Annotated in this window: 7 protein-coding genes; 2 read left to right on the top strand and 5 right to left on the bottom strand. The window is 41.6% G+C overall.

Translation table 11 applies throughout. The features are described from left to right. Positions 1 to 2: 2 nt before the first annotated feature. The 5 genes from GV64_RS00820 to GV64_RS00800 form a co-directional block, all read right to left on the bottom strand. Positions 3 to 3,683 carry an AAA family ATPase gene (locus GV64_RS00820; protein ID WP_020582105.1) on the bottom strand — a complete coding sequence of 1,227 codons (3,681 nt, stop codon included), beginning with the start codon at positions 3,681 to 3,683 and terminating at the stop codon, positions 3 to 5. Next, positions 3,683 to 4,954: an exonuclease subunit SbcD gene (sbcD, locus tag GV64_RS00815; RefSeq protein WP_020582106.1), complete on the bottom strand. Its 1,272-nt coding sequence runs from the start codon at positions 4,952 to 4,954 to the stop codon at positions 3,683 to 3,685. The genes GV64_RS00820 and sbcD overlap by 1 nt, the downstream gene beginning before the upstream one ends. 86 nt (positions 4,955 to 5,040) lie before the next feature. Then, positions 5,041 to 5,526, bottom strand: a complete 486-nt coding sequence (locus GV64_RS00810) for a GNAT family N-acetyltransferase (RefSeq protein WP_236632905.1) — start codon at positions 5,524 to 5,526, stop codon at positions 5,041 to 5,043. 135 nt (positions 5,527 to 5,661) lie between these two features. Further along, entirely contained in the window at positions 5,662 to 6,078 is a 417-nt protein-coding gene (locus GV64_RS00805) for a VOC family protein (RefSeq protein ID WP_020582108.1), read from the bottom strand. Positions 6,079 to 6,163: 85 nt separating this feature from the next. Next, positions 6,164 to 6,994 (bottom strand): DUF2059 domain-containing protein, encoded by an 831-nt coding sequence (locus GV64_RS00800; protein WP_020582109.1) that lies wholly within the window; start codon positions 6,992 to 6,994, stop codon positions 6,164 to 6,166. A gap of 1,154 nt (positions 6,995 to 8,148) precedes the next feature. Between GV64_RS00800 and GV64_RS00795 the strand changes: the two genes are divergently transcribed. Both GV64_RS00795 and GV64_RS00790 read left to right on the top strand, forming a co-directional pair. Beyond that, positions 8,149 to 9,921 carry a ShlB/FhaC/HecB family hemolysin secretion/activation protein gene (locus GV64_RS00795; RefSeq protein WP_020582110.1) on the top strand — a complete coding sequence of 591 codons (1,773 nt, stop codon included), beginning with the start codon at positions 8,149 to 8,151 and terminating at the stop codon, positions 9,919 to 9,921. A 151-nt stretch (positions 9,922 to 10,072) separates the two neighbouring features. Continuing rightward, the coding region (locus GV64_RS00790; protein ID WP_034843871.1) for a hemagglutinin repeat-containing protein at positions 10,073 to 20,862 on the top strand (10,790 nt) is incomplete at its 3' end.

Genomic DNA, 20,862 nt, shown 5'->3' with positions numbered 1-20,862 from the left:
GATCAGTCGCAGATACAGGCAAAGCGTCTATCCAATTTGCTATAACCCAGTCCGGTTTCTTTTATCACTTCTATCCGGGTGGGAATCCGTTCTTTCAGGGACTCGATATGGGAGATGATACCAACCATCTTCCCACTGGCATTCAGGCTATCCAGGGCGCTGAGTGCGGTTTCCAGTGTTTCCTGATCCAGTGTACCAAACCCTTCGTCCAGAAACAGCGAGTCGATACGGGTTTTGTGGCTGACCAGGTCCGAAAGCCCTAGTGCTAGTGCCAGGCTGACCAGAAAGCTTTCACCGCCAGACAGGGTTTTGATATCCCGTGCTGTGTCACCCTGCCAGGTATCCAGAACTTCAAGGCTGAGTTCATCGCTGCTCTTTCTATTGAGCAGATAGCGGGCATGCAGCTGCTCCAGCTGTCGGTTGGCCAGAAGAATCAGATGATCCAGCGTCAGGCCCTGGGCAAATTTACGGAACTTGTCACCTTTACTGGAGCCAATCAGGCCACTGAGTTGAGCCCAAACTTGGTATTGATGCTCTTGTGCTGCAATATCCTTGAAGAGGCTTGCCTGGCCAAGACGTTTTTCTTCGTCGTCTTTCAGTGCCTGAGTAATTTCGCCCTGTCGTTGATTGATTAAACGAATATGATTATCCAACTCGGTCAGTTTTTCAGTTAATTCATCCAATGACAGTTTAGTCGCTGGCTGTTCAATATGTGCTTTCAGGTTGGCTTCAGCCGAGGCAACCTTGCCTTTTGCCTCATGCAACTGCTGTTCAAGATATTGCTTAAGTTCTGTTAGCGTCTTTCGCTCTTCTTTATCCAGCAACGCTTTCTGGAAATGTTCACTGTCCTGGAATGGGCTTTCATTTAATGATATTTGCCACGTTTTCTCTGCGACTTTCAGTCCTTCGCTCAATGATTCCTGTTCAATGGTCTGCTGACGAATGATTCCGGTCAGCTCGCCCAGTTGTTCATTAATCGTTTTCAACTGGCTCTGGCTTTGCTGGTAGTGTGTCTTGGCTTCAACAACCAGTGACTTGAGTCGCTGTCGCTCCTCATTCACTATTTTCTGGCCAAACAGCTCGTGCCGTTTCTGTTGCTGTTGTTGTAGCTGAGCGTTGGCGTTATTCAGTGTTTTCTGAAATTCCTGGATGACTTCATCAGCCTTTTGCTGATTTTGATGCTTATGGCTGAGCTGCAGGCTAATGGCCTGGATTTTTTCATCCAGTACTTTTTGCTCAGCAGTGATTTTTTGCCATTGCTGCCAGTTTTTGTCCTGCTGACTAAGCCATGTTGACTGCTCTGAAAGGATCGGGATCTGCAGATGCAGCTCATGTTGAATTCTGAGCCTGATCTTTTCTTCCAAAGCCTGACTGGCGTGTTTGCTCTGCTCGAGCTGTTGGCGTTTATCGGACAGCTGCTGGTCAATCTGGCTTTTCTGGTACTGATTAACATCCCGTCGATGGTTGTGCTGGGTAATGTCTTTATTGAGTTGATCCAGCTGCTGCTGCTCAAGTTGAATACTACGATTGAGCTGACTGAATTCTTCCAGCTGTTTTTTTCGGGTCTCCCCACTTTCTGTAAACCGTTTAAAGTGGCTCTGATATTCTTCCGTGTTGTTTATCGAGAATGTAAGAGACAGTGTATTGCTGGTAGCGGACCAGTCTGATGTGACCTGAGAAATCTGATTCTGCAGCCTGCTAATGGTTTGTTCTGAAGATTCCAGCTGTGCCTGTATACGCGCAGCCTCTCTACTCAGACTCTCTCCCTCAGTCTGTAGCTGTTCCAGCGTTTGCTGTTTGGTTTTCAACCGTTGTTCGGTGTCTGAAATATTCAGCTGCTGATAATGCTCAATCGCTGGATGTTCTTTAGCACCGCAAAGAGGGCAGGCTTCTCCCGCCTGAAGTCTATTGCGATAGTCCTTAAGGCTGGTAATCTGCCGTTCCTGAATCAGCAGCTGTTCCAGATCATGGCAGTGCTGTTTGGCATTTCTGTACTCGGCTCTCAGCCCTTTAATTTTATTAGTGTACTGCGCTACTGATTGCTGCAGGTTGATTTGGAGGTTTTGCTCTTTCTGTAAATCACTGCTGCAGTTTATATATTGCTGGTTAAGGTTACTCAGATGCAGCCATAGTGGGTTCTGTTCATTCCATTGCTGATGAGCCGCCTGAAGCTGGTCTTCTTCCTGGCCATTTAATATGGCTGCTTTGTTCTCAAGCAGCGTTTTATTCTGGCTGGCGCGTTGCTCGATAGTACTGGTCAGCGACTGAATGTGGTCTTCCAGTTTCTGATGTTGAGCGTTTAGGTTTTGGCTCTCCCGCTCTAACGTTTGAATGGCTTGAATATACTGTTGTTCAGTCTGGCTGGTTGACTCCCGCTGCTCAAACAGGGTTTGTAATACCGGCAGCTGTTCTCCCAGCTTTTGCTGGTGTGTATTTTGTTTCAGGTAATTGTTAGCCACCTGAAGCTGGTCAGTCAGTTGCTGCCGGGACTGCTGGTCATCAGCAATGCTTTTTTTCAGTACTTCCTGCTCATGCTCTGCCGCCAGCAGTTTGCCTTTGATGGTCTGTTGTTCGTTAGTAAGCCTCTGTATGTCGGAATCCAGGGGGATGACCTGCTCTACCAGCAGGGATTCAGTCTGCTCCTGTTCCTGTTGATGGTTTTCCCAGGCACTTAATTGAATCTGATGCTGCTTTTGGGCTGTTTCCGCCTTTTCAGCTGTGGTCAGTTGTTTCTGTTGATGATCAGCCAGTGTCTTTTGTAACTGTTGATGCTTTTGCTGACATTCGTTCAACCGTTCCCAGTCCGGTAGAAGCTCCATAGCGGGGAGGGACTGTTCCAGGCGGTTTAATTGCTCGCTGTGTTCTGCGCCCTGTTGAATGGCAAGATTCAATGACTCTCGGGCTTTAACCTCTTCCTGTTCTCTGCTGGTCAGTTCTTCCAGCCAGCGCTTCTGGTGAGTAAAGGAAAGTCGTTCGTTGCTGGTTTCCTGTTGCTGTTCGGTCAGCTGATTCTGTTCTTCTCTTAGCTCTGAAAGTCGATCGTCGTTTAGTAGGGCAATGCCACCTGCTCTGGCTTTTAACAGGCTGAGGTTCTGCTCTTCGGTACGCATGCGTTCAAAGACCCGTCGTGAGATCTCTCCATAGATCTCAGTACCTGTCAGCTCTTCCAGCAGTTCTGCCCGGTCATTGGCGCTGGCTTCCAGAAAAGCAGCAAAACCACCCTGGGCGAGCATCATGGATTTGGTGAAACGCCCGAAGTCCAGCCCAGTTAGCTCACTGACTTTTTTCAATTTATCGTTAATACGGGTGGTAATAATCGTACCATCACTGTCGGCCAGCTCGACCTGTGGAGCCTGTAACTTGCCATCCGCCTTTCCCCTGGCTCTGCGTTGCGACCAGAAGGCACGATAGGCTTTGCCTTTCACTTCAAACTCAACTTCTGAGAGAGACTCTGACGTGTGCCTTGTCATCAGTTCGTTATCGGATGCTGAAATCGTGGTCAGGCGGGGGGTCTGATGGTAAAGGGCAAGGCAGATGGCATCCAGCAGCGTGGTTTTTCCGGCACCGGTAGGGCCGGTAATGGCAAACAGACCACTGTTGGTAAACGGTTCCTTCTGGAAGTCTATTTTCCACTCGCCCCTGAGGGAATTAATATTTTTCAGGCGCAGACTGAGGATTTTCATCAGGCATTGTCCTCCTGATCATGCTGCGCCAGAAGGGGAGGTTCTTTATCGGTTTCAAACACGTTTTCGAGTACTTCCTGAAAGGCGCTGGTCAGCTGCTGTAATTGTTCGTCCGTAAGCTCTTCCTGCTGAAGCCGTTGCTGGAATACGTCTTCAACATTCAACTCAGCCAGACTCTCCTGGTCAGCAACCGTTAATGATGCTGCTGTTTTTTCCCGTTTTCTTCTTACTCTCAGCAGTTCGAATGAAGACAGCTCCTCTCTGGCAAGAATCAGCTGTTCGACCCGGCTTTGCAGGTCATGAAGGTAAGCTTCGGTGGTGATTTCAATCTCCAGCCATGGGTTGAGCTCAGACTGATGTTTCTCACCTGCCACTGTGGCCAGCTGTTGATCAATACTGTCCAGCGAGCCCTTGAGGCTGATCAGGGGTCTGAAGACAGGCACCATAACGGACTCAATTTTATTCAGCTCATTTTCCTTGAAGTCAACAATAATGACTTGTTTTTCGGTGCCGGCTTCATCAAAGCTCAGCGGGATAGGTGAGCCTGAATAGCGGATATGCTCCTGCTTTGCCACGATTTGAGGTCGATGCAGGTGGCCGAGTGCAATGTAGTGAGCTTTGGGAAAAGCAGATACCGGAAATGCCGACAGGGTCCCGATATAAATCTCACGAACAGATTCGGTCAGCTGTCCGCCTACTGTCGTTAAATGCCCCGTCGCAACAATGGGAAGCTGCTCTCCTGCCAGTTTTTCAGCTTCTGTGTATATTGCCTGATAGTGAGCAGCAATTGCCTGTTGAAGAGCCTGTTGTTTGTCTTCACCCGACTCTCCAGCCTGACTTTCCAATACATCCCGGGGGCGGACGAAAGGAATAGCACAGATGACGGCACCAGGATCGCCCTGACTGTTTTTCAAAACCAGAACCTGGTCTTGCGATTCTTTACTGACGCCACCAACCACAAAGGTATTCAGGCAGGCCAGCAGCTCTTTTGATTCATTCAGTGTGGCCACTGAGTCATGGTTACCGCCAATCACCACGAGCTGCTGGCAGGGCGTATTCTGCAGGCTGACAATAAATCGGCTATACAGTCTTCGTGCATAGCTCGGTGGTGTACCGGTATCAAAGATATCACCGGCAATAATCAGGGCATCAATATGCTGCTCTTTCACCAGCTCGATCAGCCAGTCCAGAAAGGCCTGATGTTCTGACTCCCGGCTTTTGCCCATAAAGTGCTGGCCAAGGTGCCAGTCAGATGTGTGAAGAATACGCATGATGACCTAAGCGTCAGGAAGCTTGTGAAAAAATGAGAAAGGGAAACTACACCAGAAGTAGACTGTGACCAATGATCTGAGTCCGGTTATGGGTTGTGCAGCTCATAATGCTTCAGAATTTGTGATTTACCCTGCCCTGATGGGTGTACCTCTCTTATGAATTGGAAGCCACACTTCTGAATAACTCTGGCGGATGCCTGATTCTCAACAAGGTGACGGGCATAGACCATCGGAAGCTTGAGTTCACTGAAGCAAAATCTGAGGAATGGCCTTGCTGCTTCAGTGCAGTAACCTTTTCCCCAGTAAGGTACTCCAAGCCAGTATCCCAGGTTGGCATCATGACCGGTTATTTCTGTCAGGCTAATAGCGCCAGCCAGTTCACCCGAACTCAGCATGGTTATCGCGTAGACCAGAGCATGTCCTTCTTTCGTTTGCCGACGGTGTTCTCGTATCCATGATTCAGCCATCCCATCCAGATAAGGGTAAGGGATATTGGCTGTCATTTCTGATACGCGCCTGTCTCCCGCAAGAGCCTGAATTCGGCTGGCATCTTCAAGGGTAAATGGCCTCAATATCAGCCTTTCTGTTGTTATATTTCTAAACATGGGGGCAGTGAGTATGATCTTGGAATATTTCTTTTTACCCGATTCTGGTTGTTTTGTCCGAAGTATTTTCTGCAGGGGACATTTTTGCAGCTCATCACTGTTTTACACGGGACCTGGCCAGAAAAAAGGGTTATGTATCACCCCCCATACATGGCCATCTGGATCATTGAAGTAAGCTGTGTAGCCTCCCCAGTCAGCCTGATCGGGTTGCCTGAGTTTTTTTGCACCGGCACTTATGGCCATATGAAAAATAGCTTCAACCTCCGCAGGTGTTTTAACATTATGGTAGATAGTAACTCCGTTGAATTCAGACTGGAGAGGTGTTGTTGTGATACCCGCATCAGCAGCCAATAACTGAATGGGGTAAATACTCAGCCAGGTTCCTGTCAGTTCAAAGAAAGCGACCTCTTCTTCTCCCTCATATGCATAACGCGGGAAACCCAAACCGTTTTGATAGAAATCCAGTGAGACTTTGAAGTCATGAACACCCAACGTAATCATATTGATGCAGGGATTCATAGCTATTACCATTTTTGACTAATAAGCAGTCAAACTAGCTTAATTTGGCACTTGCTGTGAAAAAAATGTAATTCTCTGGCGAAAATTATTTATTAACCATTCTTTGAATTACGTTGATATAGGACTGACTCATTGCAGCATAGAATTTTTTCAATGCTGGTGAACTCTTGGCAAATGAAAGTAACTCATTTTTTTGCTGGGGATTCATTAATTGCAGGCGAAGTGCAAGTTTTTGTGTATAGGCTGGGATCATTACTGCTCCCATGACTTTAGTCATTTTATCTATTGGTGGCAGCTGCTGGTCTACCTGAGGAAATTCTTGAAGAATCACCTGAAAAGAGTTTTGAAAATCGAGTGCAAGATCACGGACAAAAGAGTCGTTGTCACCCATAACTTTTATAAGTTGCTGTGCACTTCTCAATGATTCCTGGCTTGGCTGCGGGTGACCGGCGTTGGCTGCCATAAGTTGGTCAGAAGCTCCACCGGAGAGAACGCTGTTCAGCTCATCATTAAGGAATTTTTTGCCAGTGCTAGAAGAAAACCACTTGAAAAGAGACTTCAGCTCTTTGAGGGTCAGCTCGTCTTGAAGAATTCCAGTGAACTCCAGTCGAATAGCATCAACCGTCATATGTTGATTGATATTACTCGTTATCTTTTTTTGAGATTCTTCAATCGGCTTTAGTTTGATACCTTCCTCAGTTTTTTCCTGGTAGAAACTGATTAGGCCATCCGATAAATGCTTCTTTTTATTATTAATCATAAAGGTTACACGCTTGGTCATCTGACTATCAACGTAGAGTGATTCAATTAATAGTTGTTTTTCCAGTTGATTCTGACCATTTGCACCAGTCATTGGTGAAATTAGTGAAAAGAAAATAACCAACAGTATACTGGTTTTTGATGTGGACGTTTTCATAACAGCATGCCCTGAATGTTAAATATCTTATTTAAAAATAATTTCTTGGATTCATTATTTCAGTGTACCGCATTAAACGTTCCAGTTGGGTGCAATATGTATAAAATCTAATAAGGTGAATTATGTGATTTTGTAGTTTTCTTATAAATGTACACTGAAAAGTCCTATTGCCTGACCACTCTGTACTAATTGATTTATTTCTACCTGCTTTCCTGTGACGATAACTGGCTGTACTGAAATCATAAAAATGATTGTTGTCTACTATTTCGGGGTTAGTCAGTATTGCTAGAACTTCAAAGGAGTTGGTAGGTTAAATGAAGCTTCATGCCTTTCAACTTATTATATTAAATGGCTTTTTGATGTTTATGTGAATGGTCAAATAACTGACTATATTTATACTAAAAGTAATTATAAATGAATTAAAACAATAAGTTGTGTTTATTTATAAAATATTCAGACTGGGTTCAGAGTATCTTAAAAGTCAGGTTGTCTCAGCTAGTCTTTGTTTACTACAACAAAGTCCATATCTACACGGTTCTCTAGTTCTATCTCTAAATTGGGGAAATAAGTTATTTGCCAAATTTAGGATTAAACTTATTGGTAAATCAATAGCTTAAACAGAATGAGAAAAATGACTAAAGAGGGTGAAGTTAGATTAATGCCTGCAAGATTTTATACGATGAATTCGATATATTTTTGATCATTTCCAATGAGTGAGTTTTTATTTAGTTTACATGTTGCCTGGCTCAGCAGTAACCGGGTTTTTTAAATAAATATTTTACGGATAGAAAAAATATGCAGTGATAAATTTTTGTACCATCCATCAGGAAGTAATCATGTCTCGACATATTTTTCCGTATGGGTTTAACTTTAGGGGCTGATTTGTTTTAGATAGTCTCAGAGTGTATGTAGATTATTTAAATATTGAACAAGGTTAAAGAAATACTAAGCTTAAAATAATGGCATTTAATTATGAAGTTGAGTTTTTGGTTTTATTTGAATTGTTAATCCTTAAATTCCATATAGTTAAATGTAGTTTGGAGCTTTAACCAGAGATGCGGTCTGGCTGAATACTTTCAGCTGACTTTTAATAGCATGAATTCTTTGGGTTGTTTGGCGGAAAGTATAATTAATTCAAAGGATTATGAAGAGCCATGATTTCTCTTGTTTGCAAGAAGAGTGACTTTTTAATAAAAACAGTCGTATTTTTAACCCTTATATATGCTAAGCAATCCTTTGCTGTGACACCTGAAGATCTTCAGTGGTACCAAAATAAGTTAACTAATACTCAGAGAAATATTGATGAGCAAACAAAAGAAGATATAGAGAGAGGGATTGGCAATAAAAGTAGTTATGATAACTTAACGGATCAGGATGAGTTAAAAAACAAAAATCAGGAAAAAAACAAAAAAAAATCAGGTCCGAATGATAATTGTATTAATATCAGCAAGATAGAGTTTGAGGGTGGAGAGAAAGTTGCTTCTGAAATTAGAGAGCAAATTAAAAGTGAATACCTTGATAAATGCCTGACTGCAATTGATATTGAATCAATTATGTCGGACGTTGTTAATTGGTTTATAAATGAAGGTTTTACTACAACAAGGGTTTATTTAGAAGCCCAGAACTTGACGTCAGGAGTACTTAAATTAAGAATTCAAGAAGGTATTGTCTCAGATATTATTTTGGAAGATGGTGGTAAAGACAGTATTTTTCTACCAACACTATTCCCTTTTATGAAAGGGAAAATATTAGAACTTGCGAAAATAGAACAAGGTATTTTTCAAGCTAATAAACAGAGATCAAATAATGCAAAAATGGAGGTGGCTCCTGGCAAAAATGCAGGTGATAGTATTATTGTGGTCAAAAATACGCGTGGATTTCCCTTACATTTAAATGTGTCCGTTGATAATCATGGTTCTCTGTCTACAGGCCAAGTACAAGCTGCTGCAACACTGACAGCCGATAACCTGATTGGATTAAATGATATCCTGACATTCACTCGCCGGCAATCTATTTCAGAGTTACCAGTCAATTCTCCTGGAAAGTCTGTGAGTGACTCTATAGCGCTGGTAATTCCCGTTGGCTATTTTACTCACACGTTAAGCTATTCAAAATCAACATACGAAAGTAATTTAAATACACCTTCTGGAGCTCAACTCGTGAGTTCTGGCTCTACAGACAGTGTAAATGCAACAATTGATAGAGTGATGTTCAGGAATGCAGATACAATAACTAATTCATATTTAAAATTAAATTTTAATCGAGGTAAAAACTATTTAAACGGTACTTACCTTGATGTTAGCAGTAAAGACACAACAACTATTACTCTGGGAAGTGCTATCAACACCAGGCTTTTTGATAATCCATTTTCAATTTCACTGGATTATTCTAGGGGGGTTTCACTATTTGGGGCAGAAAAAAATGAAATTGGCACCCATCCAAGTTTTCCAATCAATTTATTTAGCAAATTTTCAAGCAATATATCCTATACTCAACCATTAACATTTTTTTCAGATAATGTATCACTAACCAGTAGCCTGAGTGGTCAATATGCATTAAATAACTTGCCATCCTCTCAAAGGATGTCGATTGGCTCTAAATTCAGTGTTCGTGGCTATATTGATAATTCACTATCGGGTGATAATGGTGGATATATTAGAAATGAAATGTTGTGGAGTAATCCAGTTTCGTTCAAATCGGGAGAAATAACAACCAGGCTTAATGCCGGGTATGATATTGGATGGGTAAAGAACAGACACGACCTAAATAATGGTTTTGATGGAACGTTATCTGGTGGTTCACTAGGATTGACAATACTATGGAAAAAAATAGCGGCTACATTAGCCTATGATTTTCCGATAGAAAGGCCAGGATTTTTGCCTGAGGAAAGTGGTCAGTTCTGGTGGAGATTGAATATGGATATATAATAATTTTATAAAATAATTTTTCGAATCACTATTAAAAAATAGTCATATTAATATTTAAAATAAAATTTATAAAGAAAAGGGCATAATACGGATCTTTCATCACAGGCGAAGTGGTGAGGTCTGTGCACTGATATTTAAGGGAGTAAATATCATGATGCCCTCTGCTGTAAAAAAAGCAACCGCCAACATATTACTTTATACTTTTCTTCTTTCACAGCAAGCAGGACTTGTCTATGGTGGTAATGTAGTTTCTGCACAATCTACGACAAATGTTTACCAAAGTACGAATGGCACAACCATTGTCGAGATTTCAACAGCTAACTCCCAAGGATTATCACATAATAAATTCCATCATTATAATGTCGACAGCCAAGGAGTCGTATTAAACAATACAACGGCATCTGGGCTAACACATTCTTCAGATTTGGCAGGGTCTATTCCGGCAAATCAATACTCTGTTAAACAAGCTGATATTATTTTAAACGAAGTTGTTACCACTAACCCCAGTGAACTGTCTGGTTATACCGAGGTTGTGGGAAAAAATGCAGATGTTGTCGTAGCAAACCCAAATGGTATTACCTGTAATGGATGTGGGTTTATCAATACCAATCAAGTAAGTCTTACCACTGGGAATCCAATGATTGATGGCACAGGAGCCTTGAATGGCTTTGATGTGCAAAATGGAACAATCAGTATAGGAAGAGACGGTGCGGATTTAACCAACCAGCAAAAGTTCAATATTGTGGCCAGAAAAATCGTTGTAGATGGTCATATTGTTATGGATAAGCCAGATGAAGGTAGTGGTACTGAGCCAAATGGAACACTTCAGCTAGTATCAGGAACTAACCAGTGGGATTACGAAACAGGTAATGTGGTTGAGACCAGTGGGGACTCAAATACTCCTGACTATGGAATAGATTCTACGGTATTTGGAGGTATGTACGCGGGAAGAATTACCTTCAGAGCGACGGAAAATGGTGTTGGCGTTAAGATGCTGGGTAATGCTGCATCAAGTTCGGATGATTTTGTAATTACGGCTGATGGTAGAATTGAGATAAAGTCAAAAATAAAAAGTGCTAAAGACATAAATATTATTGCTGAGGCGAACGTTGATGAGGTAATTATTTCTGAGGATACTTCAGGGCTTTCGGCAGATAATAATATTGTAATCAATGCTGTGAATAGTGACCTGACATTAAGTAACTCCACTATTTATGCAGAGTCAAGCATTGATATTGATTCTAATAACTTGACTGATGCAAACAGTAGCGAGAGGCAGCGGGTTGCTAATACCGGGTCCATAAATATTGATACGTCTGGTAATTTAACAACATCTAATTCAATTTGGAAGTCGTCAGCAGGATCATTGGACATTAGCAGTAATGGTGACGTTTCTACCGATACGGTCAAAGTTGTTTCTGACTCCGCTTCGATTATTTCAGATACTGGTGATATAAATCTTGCCAACTCAAGTGTGGAAACTGAGCAAAACATTACCTTAAGAAGTACAGCAGGAGATATAAATTTACTGGTTGGTTCTGGAGCTAATCCAAATGATGTATTTGTAAAAAGCATCAATGGCAATATAGACATAGATGCCAGTAATAATCTGGTTAATACTGGATTAATAAACAGCGCAAATGGTTTGCTTGATATAAATTCTGATGTATTCAATAACAGTAATAATGTTCAGTCAAATGGGACAATGACAATTGATTCCAGTACTATCAATAATAGTGCTGTAATATCAACGCTATCGGACTTGAATGTCAGTGGTGATAATGCAGCTTTAGATGGAGAGGTCAGGGCTTCAGGGAGTATAAATATTAACTTAACCGATGCACTAAGCCTGAACATATTGAAGTCAAGTCAAAACATTACTGCAAACTCAAATAGTCTTACGGTAAATCCAGGTGGTGAACTGTCATCATTGGGAATGATGACATTGTCACATGCAAATATTCAGAATTCCGGTCTGATAAATTCAGTAGGCAACTCTACAATCACTGCTACAAGCATGTTAAATAACTCTGGCAATATACAGTCAGACGGCCTGGTGAACATCAATGATGGAGCTGGTAATGTTGGTGTTGTTAATCTTTTAAGTAATTCGAATCTGGCAGCAAATGCTGTGAATATTGATGTGTCGACGTTAGATTTAAAAAGTAACGCTAAAATTGATTCTGATAGTAATATTGATTTGAATGTGTCCAGTCTGGTTATAGATGACGCAGTAATAACTGGTAATGTTGTTGATATCGATGCAACCTCGTTAGACTTCAGAAATAGTGCATCCATTAGTTCAGCTACAGATATGAACCTGGATGTTCCAAATTTGACACTTCCTGTCAGTACATCAAGGATTATTGGTGCTACTTCAGGGGTTGGTAATGTTGTCTTCAATATCCAAAATAATCTTCAGAATAATGGGCTGATTCACTCGGGAAATAACTTGACTGTTAATTCCAGTAATATCGTTAATAGTAATACCGCCGCTATTTCATCACTGAATAATTTAACTCTGGCTGGTACCACCTTATATAATCAAGGGCTTGTTTTTTCATCGTCGAGTTTAGGGTTGAATTTTAGTAATTCAATTACCAACGATTCAAACGGTACATCTTCATTATCTGGTGAGATCTATTCAGATGGTAATATCTCTATTACCACCAATCAATTGACAAATCGAAGCGAGATCTCTTCACAGGGCGATATTTCAATCAATGCTTCTAATATTCAAAATATAAACCCATTTTCACCGACTAAAAATGTGAATGAATATACTGTTAGCTCCTCAGAATCAGTGATCAGTCAAAATTGTTCTTATGATTTCTTTGATGCTGTGGAGCACTGTCATCGAACACATCAACGCATAGACAGAGTGCAAGTGGATGAAAGTTACCCATCAGATCCTTTATTTTATCCAATAATTACTGCCCGTAACTTAAGTGTCACCAATTTTAACAATGTTAATAATACCTTTGCCATTATCTCTGCTTTAAATAACCTGACAATTTCTTCAAGCAATGCCGGTGCAGTTTTTACAAACCAATCGGGTGACTTGGAAAATAGAACTTATGATGATCGATATACAAAAACGGTTACTTGGAGCCAAACGGCTGGAGGTGTATTTATAACATCTGGTCCGCATGATCCTGGTTATTCATTTCAAAATAGATCCCTTATTGCTACTCAACCAATTCCGTATCCATCAGGGGTATTTGCAGGAACAATGTACGCCTCTGGGTTTTCTTTAGTTAATAAAGGATCCCCATCTCAGCCTCAAACGACTACCACAAATGCTCAAACAGCCGATAGTGGTGTCGTTAAATTGCAGGCAGGTAGTAATGATATTACTCAGCTCAGCATACCTAGCCTTTCTGCTCTTTTACCTTCAAATCCAAATGGATACTTTGTTTTTTCGTCTAATCCAACCTCCGAGTACCTTGTAGAGACAAACCCACTATACAATACGGTGACTAATGGTATTTCGACAAAATACTTTGAAGATAGATATGGGTACAGCCCAGAAGAAAGGCTGAGAAGGTTGGGGGATGCTAATTATGAATCGTATTTAGTTGAGAAGCAGCTGACCACTTTAACCGGTTCCAATATCCTGTATTCTGGATTCAACAGGCAGGATCAATTTAGGCAACTTATGGAGCAGGGGGCACAGCAGGCCGACGCACTTGGGTTTGAATATGGTAAAGAGCCCTCTCCTGTCCAACTGGCTAATTTGACTGAAGACATCGTATGGGTAGTTTCAACAGTGGTAAATGGGGAGACGGTTCTGGCTCCCAAGGTATTTCTTTCCAGTGAGACTCGGGCGCTGGTCAATTCAGGAGCAGTGATATCAGCAAACACGTTAGTTGCAGATTTGGACAGTGTTGAAAATACCGGTGGTACTATCAAAGCAACCGACGATCTAACCATACAGGCAAAAAATGACATTGTTAACACCAGCGGAACTATATCGGGTAAAAATGTAAATCTCAAAAGTACTGAAGGTAGTATTACTACGAAAAGATACCTTGAGGAAGGGGTGCTAAATGCAGTCGCTGGCAAAGAATCCTCCATATCCGGTGAGAATGTAACATTAGAGGCTAATAAAGATATTAATATTCTGAGTTCTTCAATCTCAGCAACCAATGATGCCAGCCTCACTTCTGGGGGGGATATTAATGTCGGTACACAGGAATTAGTAACGGTAACTGGTTTTGACAATGACAAAAGGACAGAAACGAAAAACCTGAAGTCATCAATCGATGTTGGTAATGATCTATCAATGAAGTCCGGTAATGATATTGTATTAGCTGGAACGGATGTAAATGTTGGTAATAATGCGGATATTAATGCAGAAAATGATTTTAAAATTCTCGATGTCGTTGATAAGGTGGAAACTGTCTTTATAGAAGAAAGATCTGGTTTTGGCGTAGGTGGTGGCTTATGGGGGAAAGAAAAAACCACCACCACGACTAAGGAAGGCAACAGTGTCGCCTCTTCAATGAACATTGGTGGCAACCTTAATGTAAGTGCCGGCAATGAAATCACGGTTCGTGGTTCAGATATTAAAGCTGGTGGGAATATTGATTTGGATGCCTCTAAAGGTGTCGCGATCCTTGATGGAATTAACTACAAAGAGGTTAACAAATCCACTGAGACGATGACTATCGGTAAGCTGTCATCCAGCGGGCTCTCTCTTTCCGAAACCGAAAAGCGCAATGAAGACAGTGCTTCCACACGAAGTCAAGCTAGCAATATTACTGCAGGGAAAAATCTGAATATAGCATCGGATGGTGATATCACCATGGTTGGCTCTAATGTCAGTGCAGGCGAGGATTTAAGTCTCAAAGGAGATGATGTAAATATCCTGGCAGGCCGAAATACCGACTATTCAAAAACAACTGTCGAAACAACACGAATTGGTGTGAACTTCTCAAAAGGAAGCTCAACTGCTGACGATGGAAGTGCAAGCACTGGCTTTAATGTTGATTTCATGAATGTAGATCTTAATACTACAGAAAAAACGAACATTGCTCACTCAGGAAGCCAGCTAAAAGGCGATAATGTCAATATTACGGCAAACAGTGATATCGCATTACAAGCGGCAGACATTCAAGCGACGAATGATGTTAGCCTTGATGCTGGTGGTGATATTTACTCACTGGCTGCTGAAGATATATCCACTGAAAAGACCACTTCAGCAAGCAGTTCGCTGGGTATAAATTTATCCATATATGGTAGTCCTGCTGCTGGTGGCGGTGGTAGCCTCAGCGCGAGCGCAAAAACGTCAACAGAAAATTCTACCAAGAGCAAAAGTACTGGTGTGGCAACCCTGATAACTGCCGGCGGAGATATTACACGCAAGGCAGAAGGGTCTATTGTGGACCAGGGAACCCAGTTCAGTGCAGGTGGGGATATTAATACAACAGCTACATCATATACTGAGCTGGAATTATATGACTCTGAAACATCCACATCTTTTACAACGGACTCAGAAACTAAGATTGGCGCTACCTTTTCAAAGTCAGCAGGAGGTGGATCGGCTGGATTAGGTGTAGATGTTAATGTTGATGTGGCGAATTTGAGTAAGTTATCAAAAACCGCCAAAACAGCATCTTACAACTCTGGTGGAAATATTAATTTCAATATTAAAGAGGATGCCAGTTTCCTGGGTACCGACATGGACAGTGCCGGTGATATCAACATTAATGCAGGAACACTGACCTATTCAGAGGCCAGAGATATTCATCAAGAGTCTTCTCAATCGTCAAACTTAAACTCATCGACCTCTATTGGTGTTGGTGTTGGTTCAAGTGTTAGTGAAAGTGGCATTTCAAGTAATACTTCGTTCTCAACTTCTAATGAAGCCTTATCGAAGTCAACAGCAAAAACCGGTTCTATGGGGGCCGGTGGTAATATTAATATCAATACCAAAGGTGATGCTTCCTTTGTTGGTACTGAGCTAAGTGCTGTTGAGGGTGTTAATATAGATTCTGGTGGTGATGTCTCCTTTGAGTCCGCTAAAGATACGAGCAGTTACACATCATCTAAAACAAATACTTCGGTTGGGCTCGAACTCTCTGTTAATAAGCTTGCTGCTGGGGGGGCAAACCAAACCGGCAATGTTGAAGAATCTTCATTGAAAAATAATGTTTCATCCATTAACTCTTCATCCATCAATATTACGTCTAGGGGTGATTCCAAGTTTGTAGGAACTGAACTGAATGCCGTAAATGACGTTACTATTGACTCTACCGGTGATGTAACATTTGAATCTGCTAAAGATGACTACAGTTATACATCAACAGAAACAGGTACTTCTGTAGGAATTGAGCTTTCTGCAGATAAATTTGCAGCAGGTTTTTCAAACCAGATTGATAAACTTGATGAGTCTTCATTACAAAATACAGTTTCAGCTATAAATTCCTCATCGATCAATATAACGTCCAAAGGTGATGCAACATTTGTAGGCACCGAACTGAATGCTAAAAATGAGGTGAACATTGACTCTGCTGGTGATGTGACCTTTGAAGCAGCTAAAGATGAACACAATCGCTCTTCTTCATCAACAGGGACTAAAATCGGCTTTGAAATTTCCAAAGACAAATTTGCTGTCGATCTATCACCAAATAAGGAGGATGGAGTTGGTAAATATACGTTAACCAATAAAGGCGCAGATATTTTATCTTCAACCGGAAATATAACTATAAAGTCTGGTGAAGATATGACTCTTGAGGCTGCGACACTAACGGCAGGCAGTACTGAAAATGGTGCAGGTGTCATATCTCTGGATGCAAAAAATGATATTAATATACTCGACGCAGTTGATATAACGAAGACTACCAAAAAAGACGGGAATTCTGGATTCGGTGTCGGTGGTGGGATATGGGGATCAAAAACGACAGAAAAGCTCACTGAAGAGGGTAAGAGTGTTGGTTCGAAAATTACGGCTGGTAACAATATTAAAATAAACTCTGGTAATGAAGTTACTGTTCGAGGTTCTGATATCACCGCAAGAGGTAATATTGATTTAGATGCCACTAATGGTCTTACCATTCTCGACGGGATAAATTACAAAACAGAGAAAACAAAAACTGAAACGGTTGCGTTTGGTAAAATATTAGGCCCACAATCCAAAACTGATGCCAGTGCAAATGCCGATGCCAGTGGTGAATCTAACCTTAATAACACTGGTCATGAAGGCAGTGCTTCTGCAGGAGCCAATGCATCGGCTTCTGCATCTGTAGGAATTGCTGCAATGCAGGTGCAGACTGAAAATGAATTTAAATTCTCTGGTCGAAGTAAAGCCAGTAATATCAGGGCTGGTAACAACCTGAACTTAACATCAGGTGGTGACGTCACTATGGTCGGTGCTAATGTTGGTGCCGGAAATGATATCAATATCACGGGTGATGAGGTAAATATCCTCGCTGGTAGAAATGTTGATTACGCTAAAAAGTCTGTTAAGACAGCTACAGTCGGTTTAATGTTTGAAACTAACAACACTGCTGGAGCGAATGCACAAGCCAGAGGAAACCAGGATGTAAGTTCAGTTTCAGGCAGTGCTTCTGCAAATGCAGAAGCAAAGTCAGATCTTACTGTTGATTTGATGACCATAACTCTTCAATCCAAAGAAAAAAACAGGGTCACTCATACAGGTAGTCAACTCCGAGCCTCTAATATCAATATTAAATCAAAAAATGATATTGCTTTACAGGCAGCAAATATTGCGGCATCAAATGATGTCAATCTGGATGCTGGCGGTGATCTTTATACATTAGCGGCTGAAGATACTTATACCGAAACAAGCGATTCAACGAAAACCTCTGTGGGTTTATACGCTTCTGTCGATGGTAATGCATCGGCTTCAGCAGAAGCCGGTGCTAGTGCCATTGGTGGTGGGGCCTCTGTGGATGCTCAGACCGGGACCAGTGCCAGCGTTGGTGTCAGGCAAAAAACAACCGTTGAGAAATCTACTTACAATAGAAGCACAGGTGTTGGAAGTACGATCACCGCAGGTGGCAATATTAATCGTAAGGCTGAAGGAGCGATTGTTGATCAAGGAACGCAATTGAGTGCAGCTGGTGATATTAACACTACGGGTCAGTCTTATACTGAGTTGGCACTTTATGACTCAGAATCAACCACTCACAACAAAGTAACTAATGAGAATAGAGTTGGAGTCTCTTTTGAAGCGTATGCCTCCGCCGATGCTGCTGCGGGTACGACTGGTGCGATGGGGGGGGCTGCGGCAGGCGCCTCTGTTGGTGGTAAGGTTCAGGTTAAGGTTGATGTTGAAAAGTCCAATAAGTTATCTAAAACCGCCAAAACGGCTTCTTATCAATCTGGTGGTAACATCAATTTCACTATTAAGGAAGATGCGAACTTTCTTGGAACGGACATGAGCAGTGGCGGAGATATTAATATTGATGCAGGCACACTGACCTACGCAGAAGCCAGGGATATTAATATAGAGTCTTCAGAATCTTATAGTGTTGACACGACAACAACCGCAGGTGTTGGTGTTGGTGCTACTCTTGTTGATGTTGAAGTTTCCAATGATACTTCGGTGGCGACATCTAAATCTGATTTATTCGAATCAACAGCAAAAACCGGTTCTATGGGGGCTGGTGGCAATATCAATATCAAGACTAAAGGTGATGCTACCTTTGTTGGTACTGATTTAGATGCAGGAAATGATATCAGTATTGATTCTGGTGGCGATGTATCGTTCAAATCGGCTAAAGATATTCGTACCTTTTCTTCTTTGGATACCAATTCATCGTTGAATGTTCAGGCTTCTGCTGATTATGCATCAACCAGCGTTTCTAATCAGATGGATATGACGGATGAGTATTCACTGACAAATAATGTTGCCAATATTAGCTCTGGAGGAGGAAATATCAGTATCAAATCCGCCAATGATATTAATCTGGAAGGGACGAATATAAGCGCAGACAGCAATGATGCCGATGCAGGCTTCATAACCCTGGATGCGAAGAATAGTATCAATATGCTCGAAGCCAAAGATGTTGAAAAAAGTAGATCTCTTTCAACTTCAGTTGATGTTGAGGTTGCTGGTGGAACCACTTCCGGGTTTAGATTTGGTTTTAGTATGGAGTATGACGACTCAGAACAGCAGACAGGTAAAGCTTCAAATATTTCCGGGAAAAGTATTGTGCTCAATGCTGATACGATAAGAAACCAGGAAGCAGAGCTGCAAGCCGATAATGTCGAAAAAAATGCAAATAATATTGTTGATTTAAAGAAAACAGACATTAAGAAGGCGGTCAGCTTCGGACTGACAACGGGGCCGGTATCTTCTGAAGGCAATCTGATGAATAAAAAGAAAAAGAAAGATAGTGGTTCATCAAGTCAACGTAAAACCCGAGATACGACTACCGCTTCCAATAAAGCGGACCCATATGCAGTTAAATACATTCCCGGGGAAAAAGCCAAGATAGATGTTAAAAAAGAAGTGGTTCCTGGTAAAGATGCTCAATATGAAACAAGACCGGCAGAGGGACCTGAGTATATTGAGAAAACGGTGACTACCCCTGCAAAAGGCTCTGAATATATTGAGAAAGAAGTTAAAGTCGCTGCAAAAGGTCCTGAATATATAGAAAAAACGGTCACTACGCCTGCTAAGGGTTCTGAATATATTGAGAAAGAAGTGACGGTTGCTGCAAAAGGCTCTGAATATATTGAGAAAACGGTGACTACTCCTGCAAAAGGCACTGAATATGTTGAAAAAACGGTGACTACTCCTGCGAAAGGCACTGAATATATCGAAAAAGACGTAAATGTACCGGCTAAAGGTAAAGAGTACATTGAGCGAGAAGTCGTAGTGGAGGCTGTTGGAAAAGAATATATTGACAAGCAAGTTGAAAAAGAGATTACGGTCAAGGATTTCGACTTTGGTGTTCCTAAAATTGAAGAAAAGATATCCAAACCTGCTTTTGGTGGAGCCAGTTATGTTACATCTAACGCATCTGGACAAAAAGCAGGTGTCAGGAAAGATACCGGTGATGTTGCTTTACGTGGTAAACAACAGCAGGCAATGAATGAAGTTGTCAAAAGCCTTGATTCGAGAAAATTAACAAAGGAACAAAATGCTGAACTGTCCAGGCTTTCTGATTCATTGTCTAAGTCACAGACAGCCGAGTTTAAGAAAGAAAAAGCAGAGTACCTTAAAGATATGCCTGAGGAGCAAAGAGCGCTTTACGCCAGCGATACTTTCTATATAGCTGCCAGGAAATTTGAAACGGTAGGAGGATATGATGCACTTAAGAAGCTTCCCGACTACAGAAAAGGTGATGCTAAGGCCTTAGAGAAACAGTTAAAAGACAATCAGATTGGATCATTCAGCCAAACAAAAATATCATCAGTTGATTCTACACAAGGAACTACCGTTTCTTCATCAACCAATGTTCCTGGTGGGCTGAAAACAAGAACAAAAGATGGGCAATCAAAAACGGGTGCTAAGAAGCAGGATATTGCGGCCATACTTAAGTCCAATGAAAAGACTTCAACAAGTGAACCTGGTGGTATGTTGGCTGATGCAAGTAAGCCCACGGTTGATAAGAAGACTGGAGAACAACTAACGAAAGCGATTGATGCATTACGAGCAGATGGGCTAATCAAAGAAAAGATGAGTGAAGCTGATGTCGCTGCGATCAAGAAGAAGTTGGATTCTGATAAGAGCCTGATGTCATTTGATGACTTTAAAAAGATAACGATGACAGAGAAATCTCGTACTGAGAAAGTAGTCGTTGTAGAAAAAGCAAAAAATCCTGATTATCAGGCTGCTTACACTAAAAAGGTCAAGGAGAAAAACCCTGACTATGAGCCTGCTTATACCAAAAAAGTTAAAGAGAAAAATCCTGACTATGAACCGGAGAAAACAGTAACGGTTAAGGAGAAAAATCCTGACTATGA

It is taken from the genome of Endozoicomonas elysicola (genome assembly GCF_000710775.1).
In the GTDB taxonomy this organism is placed as follows: Bacteria; Pseudomonadota; Gammaproteobacteria; order Pseudomonadales; family Endozoicomonadaceae; genus Endozoicomonas; species Endozoicomonas elysicola.
The sequence above is the reverse complement of the archived record's forward strand: the minus strand, read 5'-3'. Positions and strand labels throughout refer to the sequence as shown.